Genomic DNA, 21,211 nt, shown 5'->3' on the forward strand with positions numbered 1-21,211 from the left:
CGCATCCTTGCAGGAGAGGCTTCAGCCTCGATAAGCATCAACGTTTTTTACGGACGTACAACACGAGGTTGTGATCCACCAGCTCAAAACCATGCTCACGCACGATTTCTTTCTGGCGCTTCTCGATCTCCGCGTCGAAGAACTCGATCACCTCGCCAGAATCGACACAGACCATATGGTCGTGGTGGCCGCCATCAGCCAGCTCGAACACGGCATGGCCGCCATCGAAGTTATGACGCACCACGAGACCAGCGGCTTCGAACTGAGTCAGAACACGGTAGACCGTGGCCAAACCCACATCCTCGCCAGCCTCCATCAGTGCCTTGTAAACATCTTCCGCACTCATATGGCGCTGTTCTGCAGAGTCGAGCATCTGCAGAATCTTGACCCGTGGCAGGGTCACTTTCAGGCCAGCTTTACGTAGTTCGCTATTTTCTACCATGGTCAGCTTTCTCGTGGTTGCTGCTTCGCAGCTTCCTTCAATGCAGGTATGATCGGTGGCCAAATTGCCCAGCCAAGATAGTGGAAGTCTCCCACCGATGCAAAACACCAAGCTCTTGCTGACTAGCCTCACCTTTGTGGGCTTACTCGCACTCGCCGGCTGTTCATTCCCCGGGGTTTATAAAATCGACATTCAGCAGGGCAATGTCGTGACGCAGGACATGATAGACCAGTTGAAGCCTGGAATGACCCGACGCCAAGTGCGGTTTATCATGGGCAACCCCATGATCTCCGACACCTTCCACGCCGATCGCTGGGATTATCTGTACAGCATCCAGCCCGGCGGCCGTCAGCGCCTGCAAGAGCGCGTGAGCATCACCTTCGATGCCAACGACCAATTGGCGGGCCTGTCCGGCGACTTTATGCCGGGTGTGAGCCGCGACCAGGAAATCCTCGGCCCGGATGGTGCACCGCAAGCGCAGCCGAAGAGCGAAGAAAAATCCACAGCGCAAGAGCCGGCCAAGCCAGGTTCGCTGCTGGAAAAAATCCAGAAGGATGTGGACGTAGAGACCGTGCCGGTACCAACGCCGACTCCGCTGGAAAAAACGCCGCAGTAATTGGCTGTCGCGCAGAGAAAAGCCCGGACTTGTCCGGGCTTTTTCGTTTCTGGTGCTCTCTGATCGATAACGTTGCACCCCAAGAGCTTGCGGCACAGCTACACGCGCTTGTTGGCTGCTGCCTTGGCCGCTCGCTGCTTGCGCACTTCCTTAGGATCGGCGATCAGGGGCCGGTAGATTTCCACACGCTCACCCGCCTCCAGCACACGCGCCTGCGCATCCGGCAGCGCTTTGCCGAAGATACCCAACGGGCAGTTTCGCAGATCCAGTTTGGGGAATTCCGCATCCAGGCCGGACCGCTCAGCAGCCTGCCTAGCCGTGGTGCCGCTCGGCACCTGCAAACGTATCAATCGCTGCACGCTCGCCAGGGCATACACCACTTCCACCTCGATCAACACCTCAGCCATACAGCTGCTTGGCCCGCTGGCAGAACGCGTCAACCAGGGTATTGGCGGCCTGGTTGAACAACGGCCCCAGGGTGGCGCGCACCAGCTGCCCGGAATATTCGAACGACAGGTCCAGGCTGATCTTGCAGGCTTTGTCCGTCAGCGCCTTGAATTGCCAGACGCCGTGCAGTTCGGTGAAGGGCCCTTCCTCCAGATTCATCTCGATACTTTGCCCCGGCACCAGGATATTGCGCGTAACGAACTGCTGACTGATACCGCCCTTGGCCACTTGCAGGCTGGCACGCATCAGAGTGGCGGTTTCCTCGATCACTGTGGTCGAGGCGCACCAGGGCAGAAAGGCGGGATAGTTCGCCACATCATTGACCAGGTCATAAAGAGCCTGCGCCGGATAGGGCAACAAGGCAGAGCGTTGAATATGGGTGGTCATGCAGATCTCACTTCAATAGCTGCGCAGCGAACACAATGAGGATACCCAGCGGCGCAACATAGCGCATAAGGCAGAAGGTTACGGCAAACAGTCCGGCATTGCGCATGGCCAGTTCGTCACGGACCGTCTCGCGCCCCATCACCCAACTGGCGAACACCACAAAGGTCAGGGCACCGAGGGGCAACATGATGCGCGAGGTAAAGAAATCGATCACGCCAAACAGATCCAGGCCACCGGCGGCACCCCACTGGTACAGCTGGAAGGCACCACCTTCGCTGACGAAGAACTTGGCTTCCTTCCAGATATTGAAGGAGAACACCGTACCCAGGCCGGCGAACCAGCAGATAAACGCCAACGCTGCGGTTACCCACAAGCGGCTGACCCTGGTGCGCTCCACCAGATACGCCACCATCGGCTCCAGCAAGGAGATCGCCGAACTCCATGCGGCCACTGCCACCAGCACAAAGAACACCACGCCCATCAACTGCCCGAAGGCGACGTTACCGAACGCCAGCGGCAGGGTGACGAACATCAGCCCCGGCCCCTCACTGGCATTCAAGCCAGCGGCAAACACGATGGGGAACAACGCCAGGCCGGCAAGCAGGGAGACAAAGGTATCCAGCAATGCCACCGCCACCACAGTGCCGGCAATCGACGACTGCTTGGGCATATAGGCGCCGTAAATCAGGATCGAGCCAACACCCACGCTAAGCGAGAAAAACGCATGCCCCATGGCGGGCAACAAGCCGTCCAGCAGGCGCGAGGGGTCGAGGTGGAACATAAAATGGAAGCCCTCCATAAAATGTCCAGTGGTCAGGCTGTAGCCGAGCAGTATCACCAGCAACACAAACAGCAGCGGCATCATGATCCTCAGGCTGCGTTCCAAGCCGGCCACCACGCCTTTGGCAATCACCCAGGCCGACAACAGCATAAACAGCGTGTGCCAGAGAATCAGGCGCCAGGGATCGCTGACCATAGCGGCAAAATAGGCACCAGCCTGCTCGGCACCGATGCCCTGGAAATCGCCTCGACCGAGATCGAGGATATAGTCCAGCGACCAGCCGCCGACGACGCTATAAAAAGACAGAATCAGCAGCGCCGTGACCATCCCGGCAAAGGCCGCCCACGACCATTTGCCTGAGTGCCCCGCCTCCACAGCCAACTCGCGCAAGGCATTTGCCGGGCTCTGCCGTGAACGTCGGCCGATCAGGGTTTCGGCGAGCATCACCGGCAAACCGAGCAAGGCGATGCAGAGCAGAAACATCAATACAAAAGCCCCGCCGCCGTACACGCCGGTCATATACGGGAACTTCCAGATGCTGCCCAAGCCAACGGCCGAGCCCGTGGCCGCGAGGATAAATACCCAGCGACTGGCCCAGGAGCCGTGAATTGAAACCTTGTCGCCCGCCATGAAAGCCCGCCTAGCCATAGAGTGGCCAAAGGGTAGGCCAGCAAAAAGAGGCGCGCATTGTCCGAGATTCACCCAGCCCTCTCAAGGGCCGGTGCCCGAATGCACGGCCTGAGCCTGGCGCTTGCGTAAACTGTCGCCAGCGGCAGGACTACTGCCTATAATGCGCCGCCTATGGCCAAGCAAAAAAAACACCCCGAGGGCACCATTGCCCAAAACAAGAAAGCCCGTCACGACTACTTCATCGAACATAAATTCGAAGCAGGTATGGTGCTCGCTGGCTGGGAAGTCAAAAGCCTGCGCGCGGGCAAAGCACAGCTGGTCGACAGCTATGTGCTGCTGAAAAACGATGAAGCCTGGCTGATCGGTGCCCACATCGCACCGCTGACCACCGCCAGCACCCACGTCATCGCCGACCCGGTGCGCACCCGCAAGCTGCTGCTGAACAAGCGCGAAATCGAAAAGATCACCAGCTCCGTGCAGCAAAAAGGCTTTGCCTGCGTGGCCCTGTCGATTTACTGGAAAGCCCACCTGATCAAGATCGAGATCGGCCTGGGCAAGGGCAAGAAGGAATACGACAAGCGCCATACCGAGCGTGAACGTGATTCCGACCGTGAACTGCAACGCGCCGTTCGCACCAAGGGCAAAGACGACTAGGCAAAAAGCATCGCAGCTAAAGCCGCTCCTACGGACTGCATAACCCGTAGGAGCGGCTTTAGCTGCGATGCTTTTTCGCCTTTAGAACCCCTGCCGCCGCTCCGCCCGCGCCACGCGCTGGGCTTCCTGTAATCCTTCGGCCAACACTTCCTGTACGTAATGAATATGGCGATTGGAGATTTCCCGCGCCTGTTCCGCACGCCCCTCGACGATCGCGTGATACAGCTCGCTGTGCTGCTGCATCAGCATGTTGCGGGTTTCGCTGCGCAGGGCGTACATGCCGCCGATGTTGGTCACCACATTGCGTTTGAGCAGGTCGAACAGACCGCGAATGGTGTGTAGCAAAACGGCGTTATGACTGGCTTCGGCAATCGCCAGATGAAAGCGCGCATCAGCGGCCCCCTCCTCGGCGCGACTGACTTTTCCCTCGCTGGCATAACACTTCTGCAGCGCCTCGAAGGCTTCGCGCAGGCGCTGATGATCCAGCTCAGTGGCGCGTTGCGCGGCGTAGAAGGCGCAGGAGCCTTCCAGCGTATGGCGAAACTCGAGCAGGTCACGCTGGGCTTCGGGGTTGCTTTCCAACAGATGCAGCAGCGGATCGCTAAAGGTCGAGCCCAAAGATTCCGCCACATAGTTACCGCCGCCTTGCCGGCTCACTAACAGGCCCTTGGCCGCCAGCTTCTGAATCGCCTCGCGCAGCGAGGGGCGCGATACGCCGAACTGCTCGGCCAGCGCCCGCTCTGCCGGCAGACGCTCGCCGGCCTTCAAGGTGCCCTCGAGAATCATGCGCTCCAGTTGCTCGACGATATCGTCCGACAAACGGCGCTGCTGTACCTGACCAAACCCCATGCTCTTTCCTGCCTTCTCTACTCTGGCCTGCAGCCCATCGGCGCAAGCCTAACGACCCACTCCACCTTCCTACAACAACCGTTGCCAGGCGATCCAAGATTTCATCCGAGACCAAAGTCTTAACTGCGACAAATTGACAGACTCCGTGTAGGGCTTTTACCCTGAGCCGTCGAATTTGTAAATTGGTATGACCAATTTAGCCGGCAAGCAGGTTGAGCACTCCGCCCCGCCACAAGCGCCTGGGTGCAGCGACTCGACACTCAGGCACACCCAACAATAATCAGGGAGCCAACCCACGATGCAAACCTGGCAGCAGCTGTACACCCCATTGGGCAGCCTCGGGCTATCAGCCCTGGCGGCCGTCGTCCCCATCGTTTTCTTCTTTCTCGCTCTGGCCGTGTTCCGCCTCAAAGGTCATGTGGCTGGCAGCATTACCCTGGCACTGTCGATCGTGATCGCCATCGTCGCCTTCCAGATGCCTGCCGACATGGCCTTTGCCGCCGCCGGTTATGGCTTTCTCTATGGCCTGTGGCCTATCGCCTGGATCATTGTCGCGGCGGTGTTTCTGTACAAACTGACGGTCAAGAGCGGTCAGTTCGAAATCATCCGCAGCTCGGTACTGTCGGTCACCGACGACCAGCGCCTGCAGGTGCTACTGATCGGTTTCGCTTTCGGTGCCTTCCTGGAAGGTGCAGCCGGCTTCGGTGCGCCCGTGGCGATCACCGCAGCGCTGTTGGTAGGACTGGGCTTCAACCCGCTGTATGCGGCGGGCCTGTGCCTGATTGCCAATACCGCGCCGGTGGCCTTCGGTGCCCTGGGCATTCCGATCATTGTTGCCGGGCAGGTTACCGGTATCGACGCCTTCAAGATCGGTGCCATGGCCGGCCGCCAACTGCCGCTGCTGTCGGTGATCGTGCCGTTCTGGCTGGTGGCAATGATGGATGGCTGGCGTGGCATCAAGGAAACCTGGCCCGCTGCCCTGGTGGCCGGCTTGTCCTTCGCCGTCACCCAGTACTTCACCTCGAATTTCATCGGGCCGGAACTGCCGGATATCACCTCGGCGCTGATCAGCCTGATATCGCTGACCCTGTTCCTGAAGGTCTGGCAACCGCGCCGCAGCGCCAATGCCCAGATCGCGGGTGCCAGCGGCGGTTCTGCGGTAGCCAGTGCCGGCGGCTTTGGTCAACCGCGCACCACCACCGCCTCGCCATACAGCCTGGGTGAAATTTTCAAAGCCTGGTCGCCGTTCCTGATTCTCACCGTGCTGGTGACCATCTGGACGCTGAAGCCGTTCAAGGCTCTGTTTGCCGCAGGCGGGGCGATGTACAGCACGGTGTTCAACTTCGCCATTCCGCACCTTGATCAATTGGTAATCAAAACCGCACCAATCGTCACCGCACCGACCGCCATTCCGGCGATCTTCAAGCTCGACCCGATCTCGGCCACCGGCACGGCGATTTTCTTTTCGGCATTGATCTCCATGCTGATCCTGAAAATCGACTTCAAAACTGGTCTGACCACTTTTAAAGAAACCCTGTACGAACTGCGCTGGCCGATTCTGTCTATCGGCATGGTGTTGGCGTTCGCCTTTGTCACCAACTACTCGGGCATGTCCTCGACCATGGCGCTGGTATTGGCAGGCACCGGTGCTGCCTTCCCGTTTTTCTCGCCGTTCCTTGGCTGGCTGGGGGTGTTTCTCACTGGCTCGGATACTTCCTCCAACGCGCTGTTCAGCTCGCTGCAGGCCACCACCGCGCATCAGATCGGGGTTAACGACACCTTGCTGGTGGCCGCCAATACCAGCGGCGGCGTGACCGGCAAGATGATCTCGCCGCAGTCCATCGCCGTGGCCTGCGCCGCGACCGGCCTGGTGGGCAAAGAGTCGGACCTGTTCCGCTTCACCCTCAAGCACAGCCTGATCTTCGCCGCCTTTGTCGGCCTGATCACCCTGGCGCAGGCCTATTGGCTAACCGGCATGCTGGTGCACTAAACCCGCTGGCCCCGGTGGCGCGCGAGCGGTGCCGGGGCTGAACTGAACGAGGCGGCTGTAGCCGCCTTGCGTCGTCTTCAATACGGGGCCATCCCATGATTATTTCCGCATCCTCCGACTACCGCATCGCCGCGCAACGCAAGCTGCCGCCGTTCCTGTTCCATTACATCGACGGCGGTGCCTATGCCGAGTACACCCTGCGCCGCAATGTCGAGGATCTGGCCAGCATCGCCCTGCGTCAGCGGGTGCTGCGCAATATGTCCGAGCTGAGCCTGGAAACCCGTCTGTTCAATGAAACCCTGGCGATGCCCGTGGCCTTGTCGCCCGTCGGTCTCACCGGCATGTACGCCCGCCGTGGCGAAGTGCAGGCGGCCAAGGCCGCGGCGGCCAAAGGCATTCCCTTTACCCTGTCCACCGTCTCGGTGTGCCCGATTGAAGAAGTGGCTCCGGCCATCGACCGCCCCATGTGGTTCCAGCTCTATGTGCTGAAGGACCGCGGCTTTATGAAAAACGCCCTGGAGCGCGCCAAGGCCGCCGGCGTTAACACCCTGGTATTTACCGTGGACATGCCGGTGCCTGGGGCCCGCTACCGCGATGCGCACTCGGGCATGAGCGGTGCCAACGCCGGCATGCGCCGCATGTTGCAAGCCTTCACCCACCCGAGCTGGGCCTGGGACGTCGGCCTGCTCGGCCGCCCCCACGACTTGGGCAATATCTCCGCCTACCGCGGCAACCCCACCGGCCTGGCGGACTACATCGGCTGGCTGGGCAACAACTTCGACCCATCGATTTCCTGGAAAGACCTGGAATGGATCCGCGACTTCTGGGAAGGCCCGATGGTGATCAAGGGCATCCTCGATCCAGAAGATGCCAAGGACGCAGTGAAATTCGGTGCCGACGGCATAGTTGTCTCCAACCATGGCGGCCGGCAGCTCGACGGTGTGCTGTCCAGCGCCCGCGCCATGCCGGCGATTGCCGACGCGGTAAAAGGCGAGCTGGCGATTTTGGCCGACTCGGGCATCCGTAACGGTCTGGACGTGGTGCGTATGCTCGCCCTCGGTGCCGACACCGTGATGCTCGGTCGCGCCTTTATCTACGCCCTGGCCGCTGCCGGTGGTGCCGGGGTGACTAACCTGCTGGAGCTGATCGAAAAGGAAATGCGCGTAGCCATGGTGCTGACCGGTGCCAAGAGCATTGCCGAGATCAGCGCCGAGTCGCTGGTACGCGAGATCGGCAAAGCCGAAGTAGAGCAATACCAACAATAACGCTCGACGTAGGTCGAATACCGCAAAGCGGTATCCGCCGTAACGAAGTCATACCGAAAGACCGCAGCGGCGGATATCGCTTCGCGATATTCGCCCTACGCTTTATACGCACTACCCTGGAGCTCCCATGCCGTTGCCCGCCGCCTTCCTCGCCGCCGCTGAACAATTGATCCCGCGTGAGCGGCGTTTCGATGATCCGTTGTCCACCCTGGCCTTCGGCACCGACGCCAGTTTCTATCGGCTGATTCCCAAGCTGGTAGTGCGTGTGGAAAGCGAAGAGGAAGTGGTGCAGTTATTGAAACTGGCGCACGCCGAACAGGTACCGGTGACCTTTCGCGCCGCCGGCACCAGTCTTTCGGGGCAGGCGATTAGCAACTCGGTGTTGATCGTGCTGGGCGACAACTGGAATGGCCGTGAGATTCGTCATAACGGTGGGCAGATCCGTCTGCAACCCGGCGTTATCGGCGCCCAGGCCAACACCTGGCTGGCACCGTTCGGACGCAAGATCGGCCCGGACCCAGCCTCGATCAACGCCTGCAAAATCGGCGGCATCGTCGCCAACAACGCCAGCGGCATGTGCTGCGGCACGGCGCAGAACACCTATCACACCCTGGCTGGAATGCGCCTGGTATTGGCCGATGGCACCGCACTGGATAGTGAAGACCTGCACAGTGTCGCCGCCTTCCAAACCAGCCATGGGCCGTTGCTGGAACGGTTGGCAGAACTAGGCCGCAGCACCCGCGCCAATAGCGAATTGGCGGCCAAGATCCGGCATAAATACCGACTGAAAAACACCACCGGCCTGTCGCTCAATGCCCTGGTGGATTACGACCAGCCGCTGGATATCCTTACCCACCTGATGGTGGGCTCCGAAGGCACCCTGGGATTTATCAGCGCGGTGACCTACGACACTGTGCTCGACCATCCGCACAAAGCCTCGGCGCTGATCGTATTCACCGACGTGCAGAGCTGCTGCAACGCCGTTGCCGTACTGAAAAGCCAGCCGGTATCGGCGGTGGAATTGCTCGACCGCCGCAGCCTGCGCTCGGTGCAGAACAAAGCCGGCATGCCGGGGTTTGTGCGCGAACTGTCCGATGGTGCCTGCGCCCTGCTGATCGAATCCCGCGCCGCCAGCGATAGCCTGCTGCAGGAGCAGATCGGTGTGATCATGGCCTCCCTGGCCGGTTTTCCGGTGGAAAAGCAGGTGGACTTCAGCAGCGACCCCAAGGTGTACAACCAGCTGTGGGCGATTCGTAAAGACACCTTCCCTGCCGTCGGTGCGGTACGCCAGACCGGTACCACGGTGATCATCGAAGACGTCACTTTCCCGGTGGAACACCTGGCCACCGGCGTCAACCGCCTGATCGCCCTGTTCGACAAGCACCGCTACGACGAAGCCATCCTGTTCGGCCATGCCCTGGAGGGCAATCTGCACTTTGTCTTTACCCAGGCCTTCGACACCCCTGAGCAAGTGGCGCGCTACTCGGCCTTTATGGAAGACGTGGCGCAACTGGTGGCGGTGGAGTTCGGCGGCTCACTGAAAGCCGAACACGGCACCGGGCGCAATATGGCCCCCTTCGTGGAACTGGAATGGGGCAGCGACGCCTACCAACTGATGTGGCAACTCAAGCGTCTGCTCGACCCACGCGGCATTCTCAACCCGGATGTGGTGCTCAGCGAGGACCCACAGGTGCACCTGAAGAATCTGAAACCGCTGCCGGCCGCCGACGAGATTGTCGATAAGTGCATCGAGTGCGGCTTCTGCGAACCGGTGTGCCCATCCAAGGGCCTGACCCTCAGCCCACGCCAGCGCATCGTGATCTGGCGGGGTATTCAGGCCAAGCAAAGGGCCGGCATCGACACCAGCACGCTTGAGCGCGACTACCAATACCAGGGCCTCGACACCTGCGCCGCCACCGGCCTGTGCGCGCAACGCTGCCCGGTGGGCATCAACACCGGCGAGCTGGTGAAAAAGCTTCGCAGCCAACACGCCGTTCAAGACAAAGCCGCCGGCTGGTTGGCGCGCAACTTCCACACTGCGCTGCAAGGTGCGCGCTTTACCCTGCATGTGGCCAACGGCGCACGAATGATGCTGGGTGCGCCACGTCTGGCGAAGCTTTCCGCCGCGCTCAGCAAAGCCTCACAGCAGCGTGTGCCGCAATGGAACGCTGCCATGCCGCAGCCGGAAAGCGCCATTCGTTTCAGTCTGCCCGTCGACGATCAGCGTCCACGGGTGGTGTACCTGGCGGCCTGTGTATCGCGGGTGATGGGCCCGGCGGCCGGCGACAGCGAACAACAGTCACTTCTGGATAAAACCCGCGGCCTGTTGGAAAAAGCCGGCTACCAGGTGGTGTTCCCGGACAATCTGGACAACCTCTGCTGCGGTCAGCCGTTCGCTTCCAAGGGCTATAACGAACAGGCCGAAAGCAAGCGCCAGGAGCTGATTGGCGCGCTGCTCAAAGCCAGCCGCGGCGGTCTTGACCCGATCTACTGTGACACCAGCCCCTGCACCTTGCGCCTGGTCCAGGACCTGGGCGAATCGCGTCTGGACCTCTATGACCCGGTGCGTTTTATCCGCACCCACCTGGTCGACAAACTCGACTTCCAGGCCCAGGACGCGCCCATCGCCGTGCATGTCACCTGCAGCACCCAGCACCTGGGCGAAAGCCAGGCCCTGATCGACCTGGCGCGCCTGTGCAGCAAGCAGGTGGTGGTGCCGGAAGGCATTCACTGCTGCGGCTTTGCCGGCGACAAAGGCTTCACCACCCCCGAACTCAACGCCCATTCATTGCGCAGCCTGAAAGACGCCGTGCAGTACTGCGCTGAAGGCATCTCCACCAGCCGCACCTGCGAGATCGGCCTGAGCCAGCATGGCGGTATCGACTACCACGGGTTGGTGTACCTGGTGGATCGGGTGACCCAGCCGCGTAGACAGTCAGCTATCGCTGAATGACGCAGCACCCCTCCCACAGCAACCGCACTGCGGCCAACGGTGGTGATTTGCGCGGAAAAAACCTTGAACCGCTGCGTTTGGCTGCCAGTCCATCTGTATACGCCCGCTTATTTGAGCGGGTTGAAAGTCTCGCCCCTCACGGCTCCGCGAGCCCCACCCGGGGGTTCTGGACGAGAGCTGCAGCCACGAGAAGGAGATTCACCATGAAGCGCACTGCCTTGCTGTATCCAGCGGCACTACTGTCCGCGACCCTGATGGCATCCCCCGTGTTCGCCGCCGACCTGTGCGACGCCAACCTGCAAAAAATCAAAGATACCCTGGCCACCGAAAAAGCCACCCTCAGCGAGTCACTGAAAACCGAAGTGACCGAACTGCAAGCCAAAGCCCAGCAGGCCAAGGCCGCCGGTGACGACAAGAAATGCACCGAAACCTCGGCCATGGCGGTGAAACGCTTGGAAGCACCCAAAAGTGAAGGTAGTGGCGATAACGGCAGTTGATCTGGCGTTTTTAAGCTCCCACGAAAAAGCCGGCACTTCGCCGGCTTTCTCTTATCTGCGCTTTGCTTGCACCGCGCCAAACATCATTCCTGATCGATCACCACCACATCCACCAACAGCGACACCGCCAATTGCCGCAATTGCTGCAGGTCGATGGGTTTGGCCAGGCAGGCTTGGGCACCACGGCGCAGGGCATCGGCGAACATCTCTTCGTCAGCGGCAGCACTGACCACCAGCACCGGTATGTCACTCAGGTGCGGCGTGCGGCGCAGCATGTCGAGGATAAGCAGACCGTCGCCGTCAGGCAGATCGATGTCGAGCAACATCAGGTCTGGGGTAAAGCTTTCCAACACCGCATAGGCACGCTGGATCGACGCCGCACCGCGCACTTCGGCCATCTCCCGCAGGCCTTCCTGCAGTACGCGCATGCACGCCGGGTGGTCCTCGACGCAGAGCACAGCCGCCAGCGCCTTGGGCTCATCGGCAGCCACCGGTTTCACTTGGCCATTGGCGTCTGGTGCGGCGGCACTGGGCAGGTCGATCCAGAAACGGCTACCGATACCCGGCGTGCTCAACAGACCCAGCTCACCATCCATCAACTCGGCCAGCTCGCGGCTAAGTACCAGACCGATACCGGCGCCAGGGATGGTTGAATTCTCCCAACCCAACCGCTGAAACGGCTGGAACAACCGCGCTTGCTGTTCCTCGGTCAAACCCGGGCCGGTGTCCTGCACCCACAAGCGTATGCCGCTGGCGCGCACTTCATAACCGAGGCTGACCAGGCCCTGCGGACTGTTGTATTTGATCGCGTTGGACAGCAGGTTGAGCAACACCTGACGCACCCGGCGCACGTCGGCCCAGACATACATGCCCGGTTGCTCGGCAGCCAACACCTGCAATTGCTGGCCACGCTGGGAAGCCTCCGGCTGCACCAGCTCGGCACAGCTAACCAGTAACTCGCCGACATCCACCGCCGAGAACTGCAACTGCTGGCGACGGCTTTCGATGCTGGAGAGGTCGAGAATGTCTTCCACCAGCGCCGTCAGGTGGCGGCTGGCGTTGACGATTTCACGTGCGTAGTCGGCCTGCTGCTCGCTGCCCGGCTGCTCCTGAGCATCCAGCTCAATCAACTGGGCAAAGCCGTAAATCGCATTCAACGGCGTGCGCAGTTCATGGCTCATGCTCGACAGGAAACGGCTCTTGGCCTGGCTGGCTTCCTGGGCTTCCAGACTGGTACGACGCAGGTCTTCCTGCACCTGCTTGAGGCTGGAGATATCCACATGGGTACCGGCCACTCGCAGCACGCGGCCTTTGCTGTCGCGTTCGAGCACCTTGCCACGGCTGAGCAACCACACGTAGTTGCCTTCCGCATCGGCAAAGCGATACTGCGCCTCGAAAGTGTCATCGCCACTGTCGGCAAAACCGAAACGCAATTGGCGCAGACGGTCGAGGTCGTCGGGGTGTACGCGCTGGTTGAACTCGGCAAAGGTCAGGCACTGGATATTCAGGCCATAACGCTTCACTCCACGGCCGCGTACGGTGATGGTCATGCTCCGCGCCTCGACTTCCCAGAGGCTTTCGGTGGTACTCTCCAGCACCAGCTCCAACTGGCTTTGCGCCTTGTGGCGTTCGTCCTCGCTGGCTTGCAGTTGCTGCCCGGTCTGCTCGGCGGCGGCGGCCATATAGGCCAGCTCATCGATTTGGATATCCACCGGTTGCGGCTTGAAATTGCCCTTGCCCAGCTCGCCCATCATCTCGACGACGTCGGCCATCGGCTTGGCCAGCTTGGCCGTCAGCAAGCGCGAGCGCCGCCACATCCAGGCAAAGAACAACAGATAGAAAAACAGCAGCCCGGCAATTAGCAGATAACCTATCTGCTGGTATCGCTCGGCCAGATTTTCCGTGGCCTGGAAGATATTCGCTTCATCCACCACCACCAGCAAACGCCAGCCGGTTTGCGGAATTTCGCTCCAGGCCACCAGCTGTTTGCGCCCACCCAACAGCACTTCCTTTACATCAGTGCGGCCGGCGGACATCGCCTGCAACAGCGGCTGCAGATCGCGGCGATCCTTGAGATCGAAATCATCGGGCTTGAGCACTTCGCGGCGCACGGCCTCGGCGTAGCTGTATTCGGTCAGCTCATTGAGGCCGAAATCCTGCTCACCGGCCGCCGGCAGGGCGATCACTTTCTGATCACGGCTGACCAGCACGGCATAACCATGCCAAGGCACCTGCAAATTGCCGATCTCACTGACCATCTGCCCCACTGTGACATCCAGTCCTACCACCCCCTCAAGGAAGTCATCGCGGTACACCGGAGCAATCGCCGACATCATCCAGCCCTGGCCGGCCGGGTCCAGATACACATCGGTCCACACCACCTTGCGCTCGGGGTTGTGTTTGGCGTCGGCCAGGTAATAGAAGTTGTAATCGGGGATCACCATGTCATGGGCATAGCGATCGGGGGTCATAAAGAACGGATAGATGCGGTTGTAACTGTCCCAGCCATTGAAATACAACGCCGACACCAAAGGGTTGGCATCGCGGATCCAGCGCATCAGCACATCGACCCGCGAAAGGCGCAAGGCCTTGTCGTGATCCTGCTTATCCACAGGCGTGACATTGGAATAGAACGACGCCGCACGGCCATCATCGCGGTGGGTGTAATGCACGCCATCGGGGGTAATTGAATAACGCGAACGCTCCAGCACGTCAGCGTGGTACGTCATATCGCTGAGGGCGCGGGTAGTTGCCGCCTGATAGACCTTCGCCTGCGACTCCAGCCCCTCCAGGCGCCGCCCGATGATCTCCCCCTCGCGCTGCACCGTACCGGTCAGATCCTGCGCAGCGCGCTGCTGTAGATAATCCAGCTGGGTGTCGCGGATGGCGGTATTGGTCAGCAGATAGACAGCAATCAACACCGACTCCACCAACACCAGGGGAATCAGGGCGCTCTGCAGAAATGCGCGCCAAATCCATTGGCGCAAAGGGTAACGCGGCGTACGCGGCATAGGGCAGCTCTTCAAGAATGTCTGCAAGGTACTACAGAAAGCTTTTGAGCCTAATCATATAGCCTGTTGGCGCGGATGACGTACGGCAAGCAGGTCGACGCACTGGAACCTTTCCCGTACACTGCCGGTCCCAATCGTGTATCACGGTAGGTTTTGGGGCCGATTAGGATTCGACGCCGGTTACAAAACTTGAGGGGCATGCCGAGTTGGTAACAGAACTCGTAAATCCACTGTTGCAAAACTCTATAATTGCCAATGATGACAATTACGGTGCCCAACTAGCTGCGTAAGCAGCCTAGTCGCACTTCTGGTAGCTTCGGCTCCAGCAATCACGAGGGGATGTCTGTAAACCCAAAGTGATTGTCATATAGAACAGAATCGCCGCGTAGTACGTTGTGGACGAACCGGCTAAAACTTACACAACTCGCCCAAAGCACCCTGCCCGTCGGGCGGCTGAGGGTTAACTCAATAGACACGGCTAAGCATGTAGAACCGACAGCAGCGGACTGGCGGACGGGGGTTCAAATCCCCCCGGCTCCACCAAACACAAAAAACCCCGAAGGCGAACGCCTTCGGGGTTTTTCTTTGGGCGCAGTTCGGCGGGCAACGCCAGGGCTGAGAGTCGAGCCACCTGGGCACCATCGAATCGGGCGTGCCTCAGGCCTTGATCAAAGCGATCCAGCGATAAACGCCGTACAGGCTCACCGCAACCAGCGGAACAAAAAAGCTGACCGCGAACGAAAAGCCGAATAGATAAAACAACAGCACGAAACCCGCCAGCGCCAGCACGAACAACTTCGCACTCAGCCACCAATCCAGGTAGGCCACATCGGCTGCGTCCTTGCTCCAGGCGTTTTCCGGACGTCCTTTATTGGCGCGCCATCTTCGCAGGAGGAATACGTCCGCCAAAAAGCTCAGAATTCCTTCAAGCAGTTCGCCGATAAATAGCAACATTCGTGCTCCTTGAATATTCGATAAGCCCAAGCGTTTTTCCTGGCCGCGTCGCGGGTTCCGGGGTGTAGCGGGTCGATGGCTACTTGCAGCGCTGCTACACGACCTAGCATCGCGCACCCTCCTCCGCCCGCAACGCGCCACTCATTTCATCACAGCTGCGCGACCACCCCAGCAGCCACTCCGGCATCGGCGGCGAGTCCTCGGCCAAGCCCAGGTGCCGGGCAAATTCCCCCGGTGAGACGCCGCCCTTGGGCGAGCGAAACAAGCCGCGCATAACCACTACGCCCAGCACTCGCCCGTCTTTTACAAAGCGATGTTCCATAAAGCTCCACTTCTCGTCCCAGCCCAGCATGCGGGTGTGGATTTCGAAGGTTTCGAACAGCCTCAGCTCGCGGCGAAATTTGCCCCAGGTGTCGCCGACGATGGGCACGGCTTTGTGCCGCAGGGCGACGCGAAAGGCGCCGCTGCGTAACACGTAATCCATACGGCCGATGTCAGCCAGGGTGAAGTAGCGGCCGTTGGTGACGTGGCGATTGAGGTCCAGGTCGAGGGGCCACACGCGCATACGCACGACGGTGGTGGCCATGGGCTCAACCGGTTTGCGCCAAGGGCGGTGCAGTAGCATGAAGATAAGTCGGAACCAGAGATTCATAAGTACGCCAATCAGTGTGTGATGGCGGGCATCTTAGGCGGCGACGTTGCGCCACAGTAGGTGCGCAAATGACTTTTTCCATGCGAAATGAGCTGAACCAACCCCATCTGACCCTGGCAGACGCCACGCGCCATCTGATCGAGTTGCACCATGGCGATGCGGAAAATAGTTTGCTGATGCCAGACGCCGAGGCTTCGACGGCAGAAGTGTCGGAGCCGGCTGAGGTGCTGGGGATCACTGCCGTCGAGGTGCAACGCTGAAGGCCGCCGGGTCCAGAGGTTGATACTCAGGAAACCGTCGACCCGCCCTTGCCGTCGCGCTGCCCATCCCACCATTTCAGCACCTGCTCGCCAAACTCCGGTGGTGCCTTGCGGCCGAAGCGGCGGGCGATGTCGAGTACGGTTTGTTGGGCCAGGGCTTCTTCCATGCGTTTTTGCGCGGTGAGCATGACCGCGTGCACGCCACAGGTGCCGGCCATGGCCCATTCGGGTGGCGAGCCGTCGAACACTGCGCAGCGTTCGCGGACGTTACGGCAGTCGAAGATGGATTTTTCACCGTCGATGGCTCGCACGATATCGAGCATGGTGATTTCGTCCGCCGGCCGCGCCAGCTTGAAGCCACCGCGCACTCCGGCAGTGGCCACCACCAGGTCGGCCTTGGCCAGACGGGTGAAGATCTTCGCCAACAACTCCGGCGGTACGCCTTGCAATTCGGCCAGGGCACGCACGCTGGCTTCGCGGCTATCGCCCTTTTCATCCGCCAGCCACAGCATGCAGTGAATGCCGTACTCCACGCCTGCGCTATAAAGCGCCATAGACAACTCCGACTCGTTTAGTCGCACCATTGTGCCGATAAGCACCTGAAGCCGCAACCTGGATAAAAAATATCCAGTCCGTACAGCGCCCTGTAACGACACTCTCCTTCGCCCTTAAACGTCTCTAAATCAGGGAATAAAAGCGAAAAAACCAAGTGCGCGAATTAAACGCGCTCAGGCCGAACGCAAAAAAACAGTTGCACGACATAACTCCGACAAATACAGTCGGCATTACGAGTTAACCAGCCAGCCCGGGCAAAAGGCGATCGATGTACTCGTTTTTGAGCGAACTTTCCTTCCCTTCCAAGAGAGACAAGAACATGAAACAACGCATTCTGATCGTCGGTGCAGGCTTTGCGGGTATGTGGAGCGCCCTTAGCGCGGCTCGTCTGTTGGATCAGCACAACAATAGCGAAGCCGAGGTCGCCGTGCTGGCACCGCAAGCCGAACTGCGCATTCGCCCGCGCTTCTATGAGCCCAATGTGCAGACCATGACCGCGCCGCTGGCCGAACTGTTCGCGGCTGTGGGCGTGCGCTTTATCAAAGGCAGCGTGGAAGAGATCGACGTCGCCAGCAAACAGGTCGGCTACCGTGACGGCGGTGGCGCCCTTGCCACCCTGGCTTACGACCGCCTGGTATTGGCTAGCGGCAGCAAGGGCTGGCGTCCTGACCTAGCGGGCCTGGAGCACGCGTTCGACGTCGACCAGATTGAGCACGCCGCGCATCTGGAGCAGCACCTCAACAACCTGCATACCCTGCCCGACTCGCCAGCCCGTAATACCGTGGTGGTGGCCGGCGGCGGTTTTACCGGTATCGAAACCGCAACCGAAATGCCGGCCCGTCTGCGCGCCGCCCTGGGTGCCGATGCCGATGTGCGGGTGATAGTGGTGGATCGTGGCAATCAGGTCGGCGGTGCCATGGGCGATGGCCCGCAACAGTTGGTAGCTGAAGCCTGCGCTGAGTTGGGAGTGGAATGGCGTTTGAATAGCTCGGTGGCGTCCGTGGATGCCAACGGCGTGACCCTGGCGGACGGCCAGCGCATCGAGGCCAAAACCGTAGTGTGGACGGTCGGTGTGCGCGCCAGCTCGCTGACCGCTCAAGTGCCTGGCGAGCGCGATGCTCAGGGGCGCCTGCATGTGGACCGCAATCTGAAAGTGTTGGGCCAGGAAGATGTGTTCGCCACCGGTGACGTCGCCTACGCCCTGGTTGATGACCTCGGCAACTACGCCATGATGACCTGCCAACACGCCATCGCCCTTGGTCGTTCAGCCGGCAATAACGTGGCCGCCAGTCTGATCGGTGTCGAGCCCATCCCCTATAGCCAGGTCAAGTACGTCACCTGTCTGGACCTGGGTGCCTGGGGCGCGGTGTTTACCGAAGGTTGGCAGCGCGAAGTGAAATTTGTGCGCGACGAAGGCAAGCGGATCAAGAGTGAAATCAACGGTTTCTGGATCTACCCGCCCAAGGCTGATCGCGCAGAAGCGCTGGCGGCAGCAGACCCGCTGATTCCCGTGGTGGCGTAAGCCAATCGGCGTAACCCAAGCCCCCGTCAGGTTTAGCTGACGGGGGCTTTTTTAGCTGATGCGCACCGCCCCGATCAGTGCTTGCGGGCGCGCCACGCTAGGCTCGGGTTCGGTGTCCAATAACGTCCGGCCGTAGAACAGCAGCGCCACCAGCAACGTGCTAAGCCAGACGAAGATGCCCGCCCAGAAGGTATGCGACATGTAGTGCCAGCCCTGCAGCACCCGTGTCGTGCCAAACACCATGCCCAATACCAGTACCGCAGTCAGCAAGGCTTTGGCGTGCTGCCAGCGGTAGCGCCGGGCAATAAAGTACAGCGCCACCATGGTGAACCCACTGGAGGCATGCCCACCTGGCCAGCAGCGTCCGTCACCGGCCTTTTGCAGCCAGGTGAAGTTTTCGAACCATTCCTTGCGCAGCTCGTGGCCGCCATACAGGGTGGTTTCCACCGGGCAATACACACTGGTATGGGCTTTGAGGTAGTGAATAACCCCTGTGGTCAGCGCAAACGCGACGATCAGAAAAAACAGGTCGCGCCGGTGCTGCGTGGTAAAGCGCAACAAGGGTGCCAGCCGGGCGCGCTCGAGAAAACCTACTGACGCGGTTTGTTGGTGCGCCACCAGACGCGGCCAGACAAACGATAAGAGCGCACCGATGATGGCCAGCTCGCCGGTCCAGTCGGGAATCACCCGCGGCCATTTGTGCGTGAGGGTTTCGAACAGGTCGCTATGGCGCAGAATGAACTCGCCGGTGCTCGGGTCGAGCAGTGCATTGCTGATCACGCGGTCGATGTCGGTCAGATCAAACAGGCAAAACACCAGCAACGCCAACAGCAACGGAATACCCAGGTTGTAGGCGTAGAAACGTAACCGTGGACTCATAACGGCGCGCCTTTCAGTACGTGGTCCCAGTCGTCAGCATTCATAAAACCCAACAGTTCTGGCTTGCCGGTGCGGCCATCGACGGCAACGAACAGGGCGCTGGCATAGGCGCTGTCATAGTGGCCACCGCTGCGATCTAGCTCGTCCTCCAGGGCATTGATGCAGGTGCTGTGGGTCACCAGCAGCAGGTTACGCCGGGGAGCCTTGTGCGCCAGCATGTCGTGCTGCAGTGACGACTCACAGGTACGCAGCCACTCTTGGGTAGCGACGTTCTGGCCAAACATAAAGGACGTGGTCTGCACCGTGCGCTCCAGCGGGCTGGAATACACATCGGTGTGCGCCATGCCCAGGCTCTTGAAGGCATCACCGACATGCCTGGCCGCATCGCTGCCTTCCACGGTGATACCGCCGGGGTGCCCCAGACAGGGATTGCTCGACTGGTCGCAGCGCTCGGCATGGCGCACCAGCACCACCACCTCGCCGTTTTTCCAGCGTTGCAGCAGGCCACTTTCACTCATGTGCGCGGCGCGACTGAGGTCCAGCGCATAAGCCGGACGCATCAGCCAGGCGGCGAGCAGCACCAACAGCAGCAGGACTACGCCCGGCACTAACAGTTTTCGCCACCGGGCAAAGGGTTTTACCGGTAACGCAGGGGAAGCAACCAACACTTCTGGCGCAGTGACCAACATGGGCCGCTCCAAAACATTGTTCAACGAAGAAAACTGCGGCACTCGAAAGCAGGCGAAAAAATGGCCCGAAAGAGAGGAATGCCGCAAACGTGATCACACTCTAGGCAGCAAGGTGTGACCGAGAAGTGAAGGTGATGTGAAAGAAACCTAATAATCGAAAAACAGCGACAGGTGGTCCCCATTAGCTACGCCCCCATCCGGCCTACTGCCGCTTGCACTGCATCGGCACCGCCTCGTACCCCCACACCACCGTTGCCTCACCCTGGTGTTCCCGGAACGATTCATTGCGACCCTGGTACTTGCTGCCGCTGGCGGTCGACTCGGCATACATCAGCGAGGTGCTGTCACCAAACTCGGCGATCAGGGTGGGCGGCTGGGTGGCGTAGAAGGTGGCGAGCACTTCCTTGGTCGGCAGGTTGTCGCAGATAAAACGCACCGGCCCCATTCCCGGCAGCAACTGATAGCGCGCTTGCAGTTCGGCGATGCGTTGCTGATAAGCGTCGGCCACGCAGCGGGTTTTATCGTCATCCTTCCAGCACTCGTCGCGGCCTTTGATCCAGCCACGCTGTTCAGCTTTGAGGGTGGGCGGGTGCTCGTTTTTGGCTTTGCTCAGGGCCTGTTTATAGACCTTGGCCAGTTGCTCATCCTGGGCGCTGAGCGCCGGGGTCTTGCATACCCGTTCTTCGATGCTGCCGGCGGCGGCCTTACTGCAGTCGAAGGAGGCCGCTTGAGCGCAGATCGCCAGCCAGGGCGATAACAAGGCCACGCACGCAAGCAGACATCGCTCAGAAATTCGATTTGGCATTCGGCTCACTCTCTGAATGGTGGACCCGACAACCCTTGCGGTTGCGGATTTCTTCGTCACTGGGGCGCAGGTGTTCGAACTCGAACACCCCATCGCTGTACAGAATCAGGTAGCCCCATTCCAGCTGCATTTCTTCCTGCCCCGGCAGTGGCGGTTTGGCCCACCACGGCTCACGGCTGACGATTGTGCGCATGTAAATCCCCCCAGGGGTATGGCCGACGGCAACAGGCGTTTGACACCTATACCCTAGATTCTTCTGCACCCCTGTCACCCCAAAACCGGCAAATGCCCGGCGGCCGCGGCGCTTTGCAGTTCTGCAAAGTGGCCGTGCAGGCCTGTCTATTCCGCAGTTCCCAACGCCCAGCCATCATTT

At 60.3% G+C, this 21,211-nt stretch carries 21 protein-coding genes and 1 other RNA gene; 9 read left to right on the forward strand and 13 right to left on the reverse strand.

What is annotated here, in order from left to right:
* Positions 1-37 precede the first annotated feature (37 nt).
* Positions 38-442, reverse strand: a complete 405-nt coding sequence (gene fur / locus ACVW0Y_RS12160; RefSeq protein WP_122454032.1) for a ferric iron uptake transcriptional regulator — start codon at positions 440-442, stop codon at positions 38-40.
* Between the two features lie 97 nt (positions 443-539).
* On the opposite strand from fur, the gene ACVW0Y_RS12165 reads away from it, so the two are divergent.
* Positions 540-1,058: an outer membrane protein assembly factor BamE gene (locus ACVW0Y_RS12165; RefSeq protein WP_457438696.1), complete on the forward strand. Its 519-nt coding sequence runs from the start codon at positions 540-542 to the stop codon at positions 1,056-1,058.
* A 98-nt stretch (positions 1,059-1,156) separates the two neighbouring features.
* Here ACVW0Y_RS12165 and ACVW0Y_RS12170 read toward each other — a convergent pair whose 3' ends face one another.
* The 3 genes from ACVW0Y_RS12170 to ACVW0Y_RS12180 are packed head-to-tail and all read right to left on the reverse strand — an operon-like array spanning position 1,157 to position 3,303.
* Positions 1,157-1,465 (reverse strand): RnfH family protein, encoded by a 309-nt coding sequence (locus ACVW0Y_RS12170; RefSeq protein WP_457438581.1) that lies wholly within the window; start codon positions 1,463-1,465, stop codon positions 1,157-1,159.
* On the reverse strand, positions 1,458-1,892 hold the full coding sequence (locus ACVW0Y_RS12175; protein WP_457438583.1) for a type II toxin-antitoxin system RatA family toxin: 435 nt from the start codon (positions 1,890-1,892) through the stop codon (positions 1,458-1,460). The genes ACVW0Y_RS12170 and ACVW0Y_RS12175 overlap by 8 nt, the downstream gene beginning before the upstream one ends.
* 7 nt (positions 1,893-1,899) lie before the next feature.
* Positions 1,900-3,303: a sodium-dependent transporter gene (locus ACVW0Y_RS12180; protein ID WP_457438585.1), complete on the reverse strand. Its 1,404-nt coding sequence runs from the start codon at positions 3,301-3,303 to the stop codon at positions 1,900-1,902.
* A gap of 171 nt (positions 3,304-3,474) precedes the next feature.
* Here ACVW0Y_RS12180 and smpB point away from each other — a divergent pair, with 171 nt between their 5' ends.
* Complete coding sequence (smpB, locus tag ACVW0Y_RS12185; RefSeq protein ID WP_108098230.1) at positions 3,475-3,957, forward strand: SsrA-binding protein SmpB; 483 nt, start codon at positions 3,475-3,477, stop codon at positions 3,955-3,957.
* An 81-nt stretch (positions 3,958-4,038) separates the two neighbouring features.
* Here the strand turns inward: smpB and ACVW0Y_RS12190 are convergent, their stop codons facing one another.
* The gene (locus ACVW0Y_RS12190; RefSeq protein ID WP_457438588.1) at positions 4,039-4,806 is read right to left on the reverse strand and encodes a GntR family transcriptional regulator; all 768 of its coding nucleotides are present in this window, start codon (positions 4,804-4,806) and stop codon (positions 4,039-4,041) included.
* 298 nt (positions 4,807-5,104) lie between these two features.
* On the opposite strand from ACVW0Y_RS12190, the gene ACVW0Y_RS12195 reads away from it, so the two are divergent.
* The 4 genes from ACVW0Y_RS12195 (at position 5,105) to ACVW0Y_RS12210 (ending at position 11,511) form a co-directional block, all read left to right on the forward strand.
* Positions 5,105-6,796 (forward strand): lactate permease LctP family transporter, encoded by a 1,692-nt coding sequence (locus ACVW0Y_RS12195; protein ID WP_457438590.1) that lies wholly within the window; start codon positions 5,105-5,107, stop codon positions 6,794-6,796.
* 95 nt (positions 6,797-6,891) lie between these two features.
* Positions 6,892-8,061, forward strand: coding sequence for an FMN-dependent L-lactate dehydrogenase LldD (gene lldD / locus ACVW0Y_RS12200; protein WP_457438592.1), 1,170 nt, complete (start codon positions 6,892-6,894; stop codon positions 8,059-8,061).
* A 127-nt stretch (positions 8,062-8,188) separates the two neighbouring features.
* Entirely contained in the window at positions 8,189-11,014 is a 2,826-nt protein-coding gene (locus tag ACVW0Y_RS12205; protein ID WP_457438594.1) for an FAD-binding and (Fe-S)-binding domain-containing protein, read from the forward strand.
* Positions 11,015-11,217: 203 nt separating this feature from the next.
* Positions 11,218-11,511, forward strand: coding sequence for a hypothetical protein (locus tag ACVW0Y_RS12210; RefSeq protein ID WP_457438596.1), 294 nt, complete (start codon positions 11,218-11,220; stop codon positions 11,509-11,511).
* A gap of 83 nt (positions 11,512-11,594) precedes the next feature.
* On the opposite strand, the gene ACVW0Y_RS12215 is transcribed toward ACVW0Y_RS12210, so the two are convergent.
* Positions 11,595-14,522 carry a response regulator gene (locus tag ACVW0Y_RS12215; RefSeq protein ID WP_457438598.1) on the reverse strand — a complete coding sequence of 976 codons (2,928 nt, stop codon included), beginning with the start codon at positions 14,520-14,522 and terminating at the stop codon, positions 11,595-11,597.
* Between the two features lie 155 nt (positions 14,523-14,677).
* Between ACVW0Y_RS12215 and ssrA the strand changes: the two genes are divergently transcribed.
* Positions 14,678-15,065: a transfer-messenger RNA gene (gene ssrA, locus ACVW0Y_RS12220) on the forward strand.
* 114 nt (positions 15,066-15,179) lie between these two features.
* Here the strand turns inward: ssrA and ACVW0Y_RS12225 are convergent.
* Both ACVW0Y_RS12225 and ACVW0Y_RS12230 read right to left on the reverse strand, forming a co-directional pair.
* On the reverse strand, positions 15,180-15,506 hold the full coding sequence (locus ACVW0Y_RS12225) for a hypothetical protein (RefSeq protein WP_457438600.1): 327 nt from the start codon (positions 15,504-15,506) through the stop codon (positions 15,180-15,182).
* Positions 15,507-15,579: 73 nt separating this feature from the next.
* Complete coding sequence (locus tag ACVW0Y_RS12230) at positions 15,580-16,128, reverse strand: thioesterase family protein (RefSeq protein ID WP_457438602.1); 549 nt, start codon at positions 16,126-16,128, stop codon at positions 15,580-15,582.
* Between the two features lie 80 nt (positions 16,129-16,208).
* Between ACVW0Y_RS12230 and ACVW0Y_RS12235 the strand changes: the two genes are divergently transcribed.
* Positions 16,209-16,388 carry a hypothetical protein gene (locus tag ACVW0Y_RS12235; protein WP_457438604.1) on the forward strand — a complete coding sequence of 60 codons (180 nt, stop codon included), beginning with the start codon at positions 16,209-16,211 and terminating at the stop codon, positions 16,386-16,388.
* A gap of 26 nt (positions 16,389-16,414) precedes the next feature.
* Here the strand turns inward: ACVW0Y_RS12235 and ACVW0Y_RS12240 are convergent, their stop codons facing one another.
* The gene (locus ACVW0Y_RS12240; protein ID WP_457438605.1) at positions 16,415-16,942 is read right to left on the reverse strand and encodes an RrF2 family transcriptional regulator; all 528 of its coding nucleotides are present in this window, start codon (positions 16,940-16,942) and stop codon (positions 16,415-16,417) included.
* Positions 16,943-17,262: 320 nt separating this feature from the next.
* On the opposite strand from ACVW0Y_RS12240, the gene ACVW0Y_RS12245 reads away from it, so the two are divergent.
* Positions 17,263-18,465, forward strand: coding sequence for an NAD(P)/FAD-dependent oxidoreductase (locus ACVW0Y_RS12245; protein ID WP_457438606.1), 1,203 nt, complete (start codon positions 17,263-17,265; stop codon positions 18,463-18,465).
* 51 nt (positions 18,466-18,516) lie between these two features.
* Here ACVW0Y_RS12245 and ACVW0Y_RS12250 read toward each other — a convergent pair whose 3' ends face one another.
* The 4 genes from ACVW0Y_RS12250 to ACVW0Y_RS12265 form a co-directional block, all read right to left on the reverse strand.
* Positions 18,517-19,344 (reverse strand): phosphatase PAP2 family protein, encoded by an 828-nt coding sequence (locus ACVW0Y_RS12250; RefSeq protein WP_457438607.1) that lies wholly within the window; start codon positions 19,342-19,344, stop codon positions 18,517-18,519.
* Complete coding sequence (pmrG, locus tag ACVW0Y_RS12255) at positions 19,341-20,033, reverse strand: lipopolysaccharide core heptose(II)-phosphate phosphatase PmrG (protein WP_457438608.1); 693 nt, start codon at positions 20,031-20,033, stop codon at positions 19,341-19,343. Before pmrG ends, ACVW0Y_RS12250 begins: the two co-directional genes overlap by 4 nt.
* 202 nt (positions 20,034-20,235) lie before the next feature.
* A complete protein-coding gene (locus tag ACVW0Y_RS12260; protein WP_457438609.1) occupies positions 20,236-20,799 on the reverse strand; it encodes an MliC family protein in 564 nt (187 codons plus the stop codon).
* Between the two features lie 19 nt (positions 20,800-20,818).
* Positions 20,819-21,031 carry a hypothetical protein gene (locus tag ACVW0Y_RS12265; protein WP_457438610.1) on the reverse strand — a complete coding sequence of 71 codons (213 nt, stop codon included), beginning with the start codon at positions 21,029-21,031 and terminating at the stop codon, positions 20,819-20,821.
* Between the last annotated feature and the right edge of the window lie 180 nt (positions 21,032-21,211).

The organism is Pseudomonas sp. TE3786 (assembly GCF_054057335.1).

Coding starts and splice junctions, on each gene's coding strand:
- smpB (WP_108098230.1), top strand. CDS start 3,475: ATGGCCAAGCAAAAAAAACACCCCGAGGGCACCATTGCCCAAAACAAG.
- ACVW0Y_RS12180 (WP_457438585.1), bottom strand. CDS start 3,303: ATGGCGGGCGACAAGGTTTCAATTCACGGCTCCTGGGCCAGTCGCTGG.
- ACVW0Y_RS12170 (WP_457438581.1), bottom strand. CDS start 1,465: ATGGCTGAGGTGTTGATCGAGGTGGAAGTGGTGTATGCCCTGGCGAGC.
- ACVW0Y_RS12210 (WP_457438596.1), top strand. CDS start 11,218: ATGAAGCGCACTGCCTTGCTGTATCCAGCGGCACTACTGTCCGCGACC.
- fur (WP_122454032.1), bottom strand. CDS start 442: ATGGTAGAAAATAGCGAACTACGTAAAGCTGGCCTGAAAGTGACCCTG.
- ACVW0Y_RS12230 (WP_457438602.1), bottom strand. CDS start 16,128: ATGAATCTCTGGTTCCGACTTATCTTCATGCTACTGCACCGCCCTTGG.
- ACVW0Y_RS12195 (WP_457438590.1), top strand. CDS start 5,105: ATGCAAACCTGGCAGCAGCTGTACACCCCATTGGGCAGCCTCGGGCTA.
- ACVW0Y_RS12235 (WP_457438604.1), top strand. CDS start 16,209: ATGCGAAATGAGCTGAACCAACCCCATCTGACCCTGGCAGACGCCACG.
- ACVW0Y_RS12165 (WP_457438696.1), top strand. CDS start 540: ATGCAAAACACCAAGCTCTTGCTGACTAGCCTCACCTTTGTGGGCTTA.
- ACVW0Y_RS12215 (WP_457438598.1), bottom strand. CDS start 14,522: ATGCCGCGTACGCCGCGTTACCCTTTGCGCCAATGGATTTGGCGCGCA.
- ACVW0Y_RS12240 (WP_457438605.1), bottom strand. CDS start 16,942: ATGGCGCTTTATAGCGCAGGCGTGGAGTACGGCATTCACTGCATGCTG.
- ACVW0Y_RS12245 (WP_457438606.1), top strand. CDS start 17,263: ATGAAACAACGCATTCTGATCGTCGGTGCAGGCTTTGCGGGTATGTGG.
- ACVW0Y_RS12205 (WP_457438594.1), top strand. CDS start 8,189: ATGCCGTTGCCCGCCGCCTTCCTCGCCGCCGCTGAACAATTGATCCCG.
- ACVW0Y_RS12190 (WP_457438588.1), bottom strand. CDS start 4,806: ATGGGGTTTGGTCAGGTACAGCAGCGCCGTTTGTCGGACGATATCGTC.
- ACVW0Y_RS12175 (WP_457438583.1), bottom strand. CDS start 1,892: ATGACCACCCATATTCAACGCTCTGCCTTGTTGCCCTATCCGGCGCAG.
- pmrG (WP_457438608.1), bottom strand. CDS start 20,033: ATGTTGGTCACTGCGCCAGAAGTGTTGGTTGCTTCCCCTGCGTTACCG.
- ACVW0Y_RS12250 (WP_457438607.1), bottom strand. CDS start 19,344: ATGAGTCCACGGTTACGTTTCTACGCCTACAACCTGGGTATTCCGTTG.
- ACVW0Y_RS12265 (WP_457438610.1), bottom strand. CDS start 21,031: ATGCGCACAATCGTCAGCCGTGAGCCGTGGTGGGCCAAACCGCCACTG.
- lldD (WP_457438592.1), top strand. CDS start 6,892: ATGATTATTTCCGCATCCTCCGACTACCGCATCGCCGCGCAACGCAAG.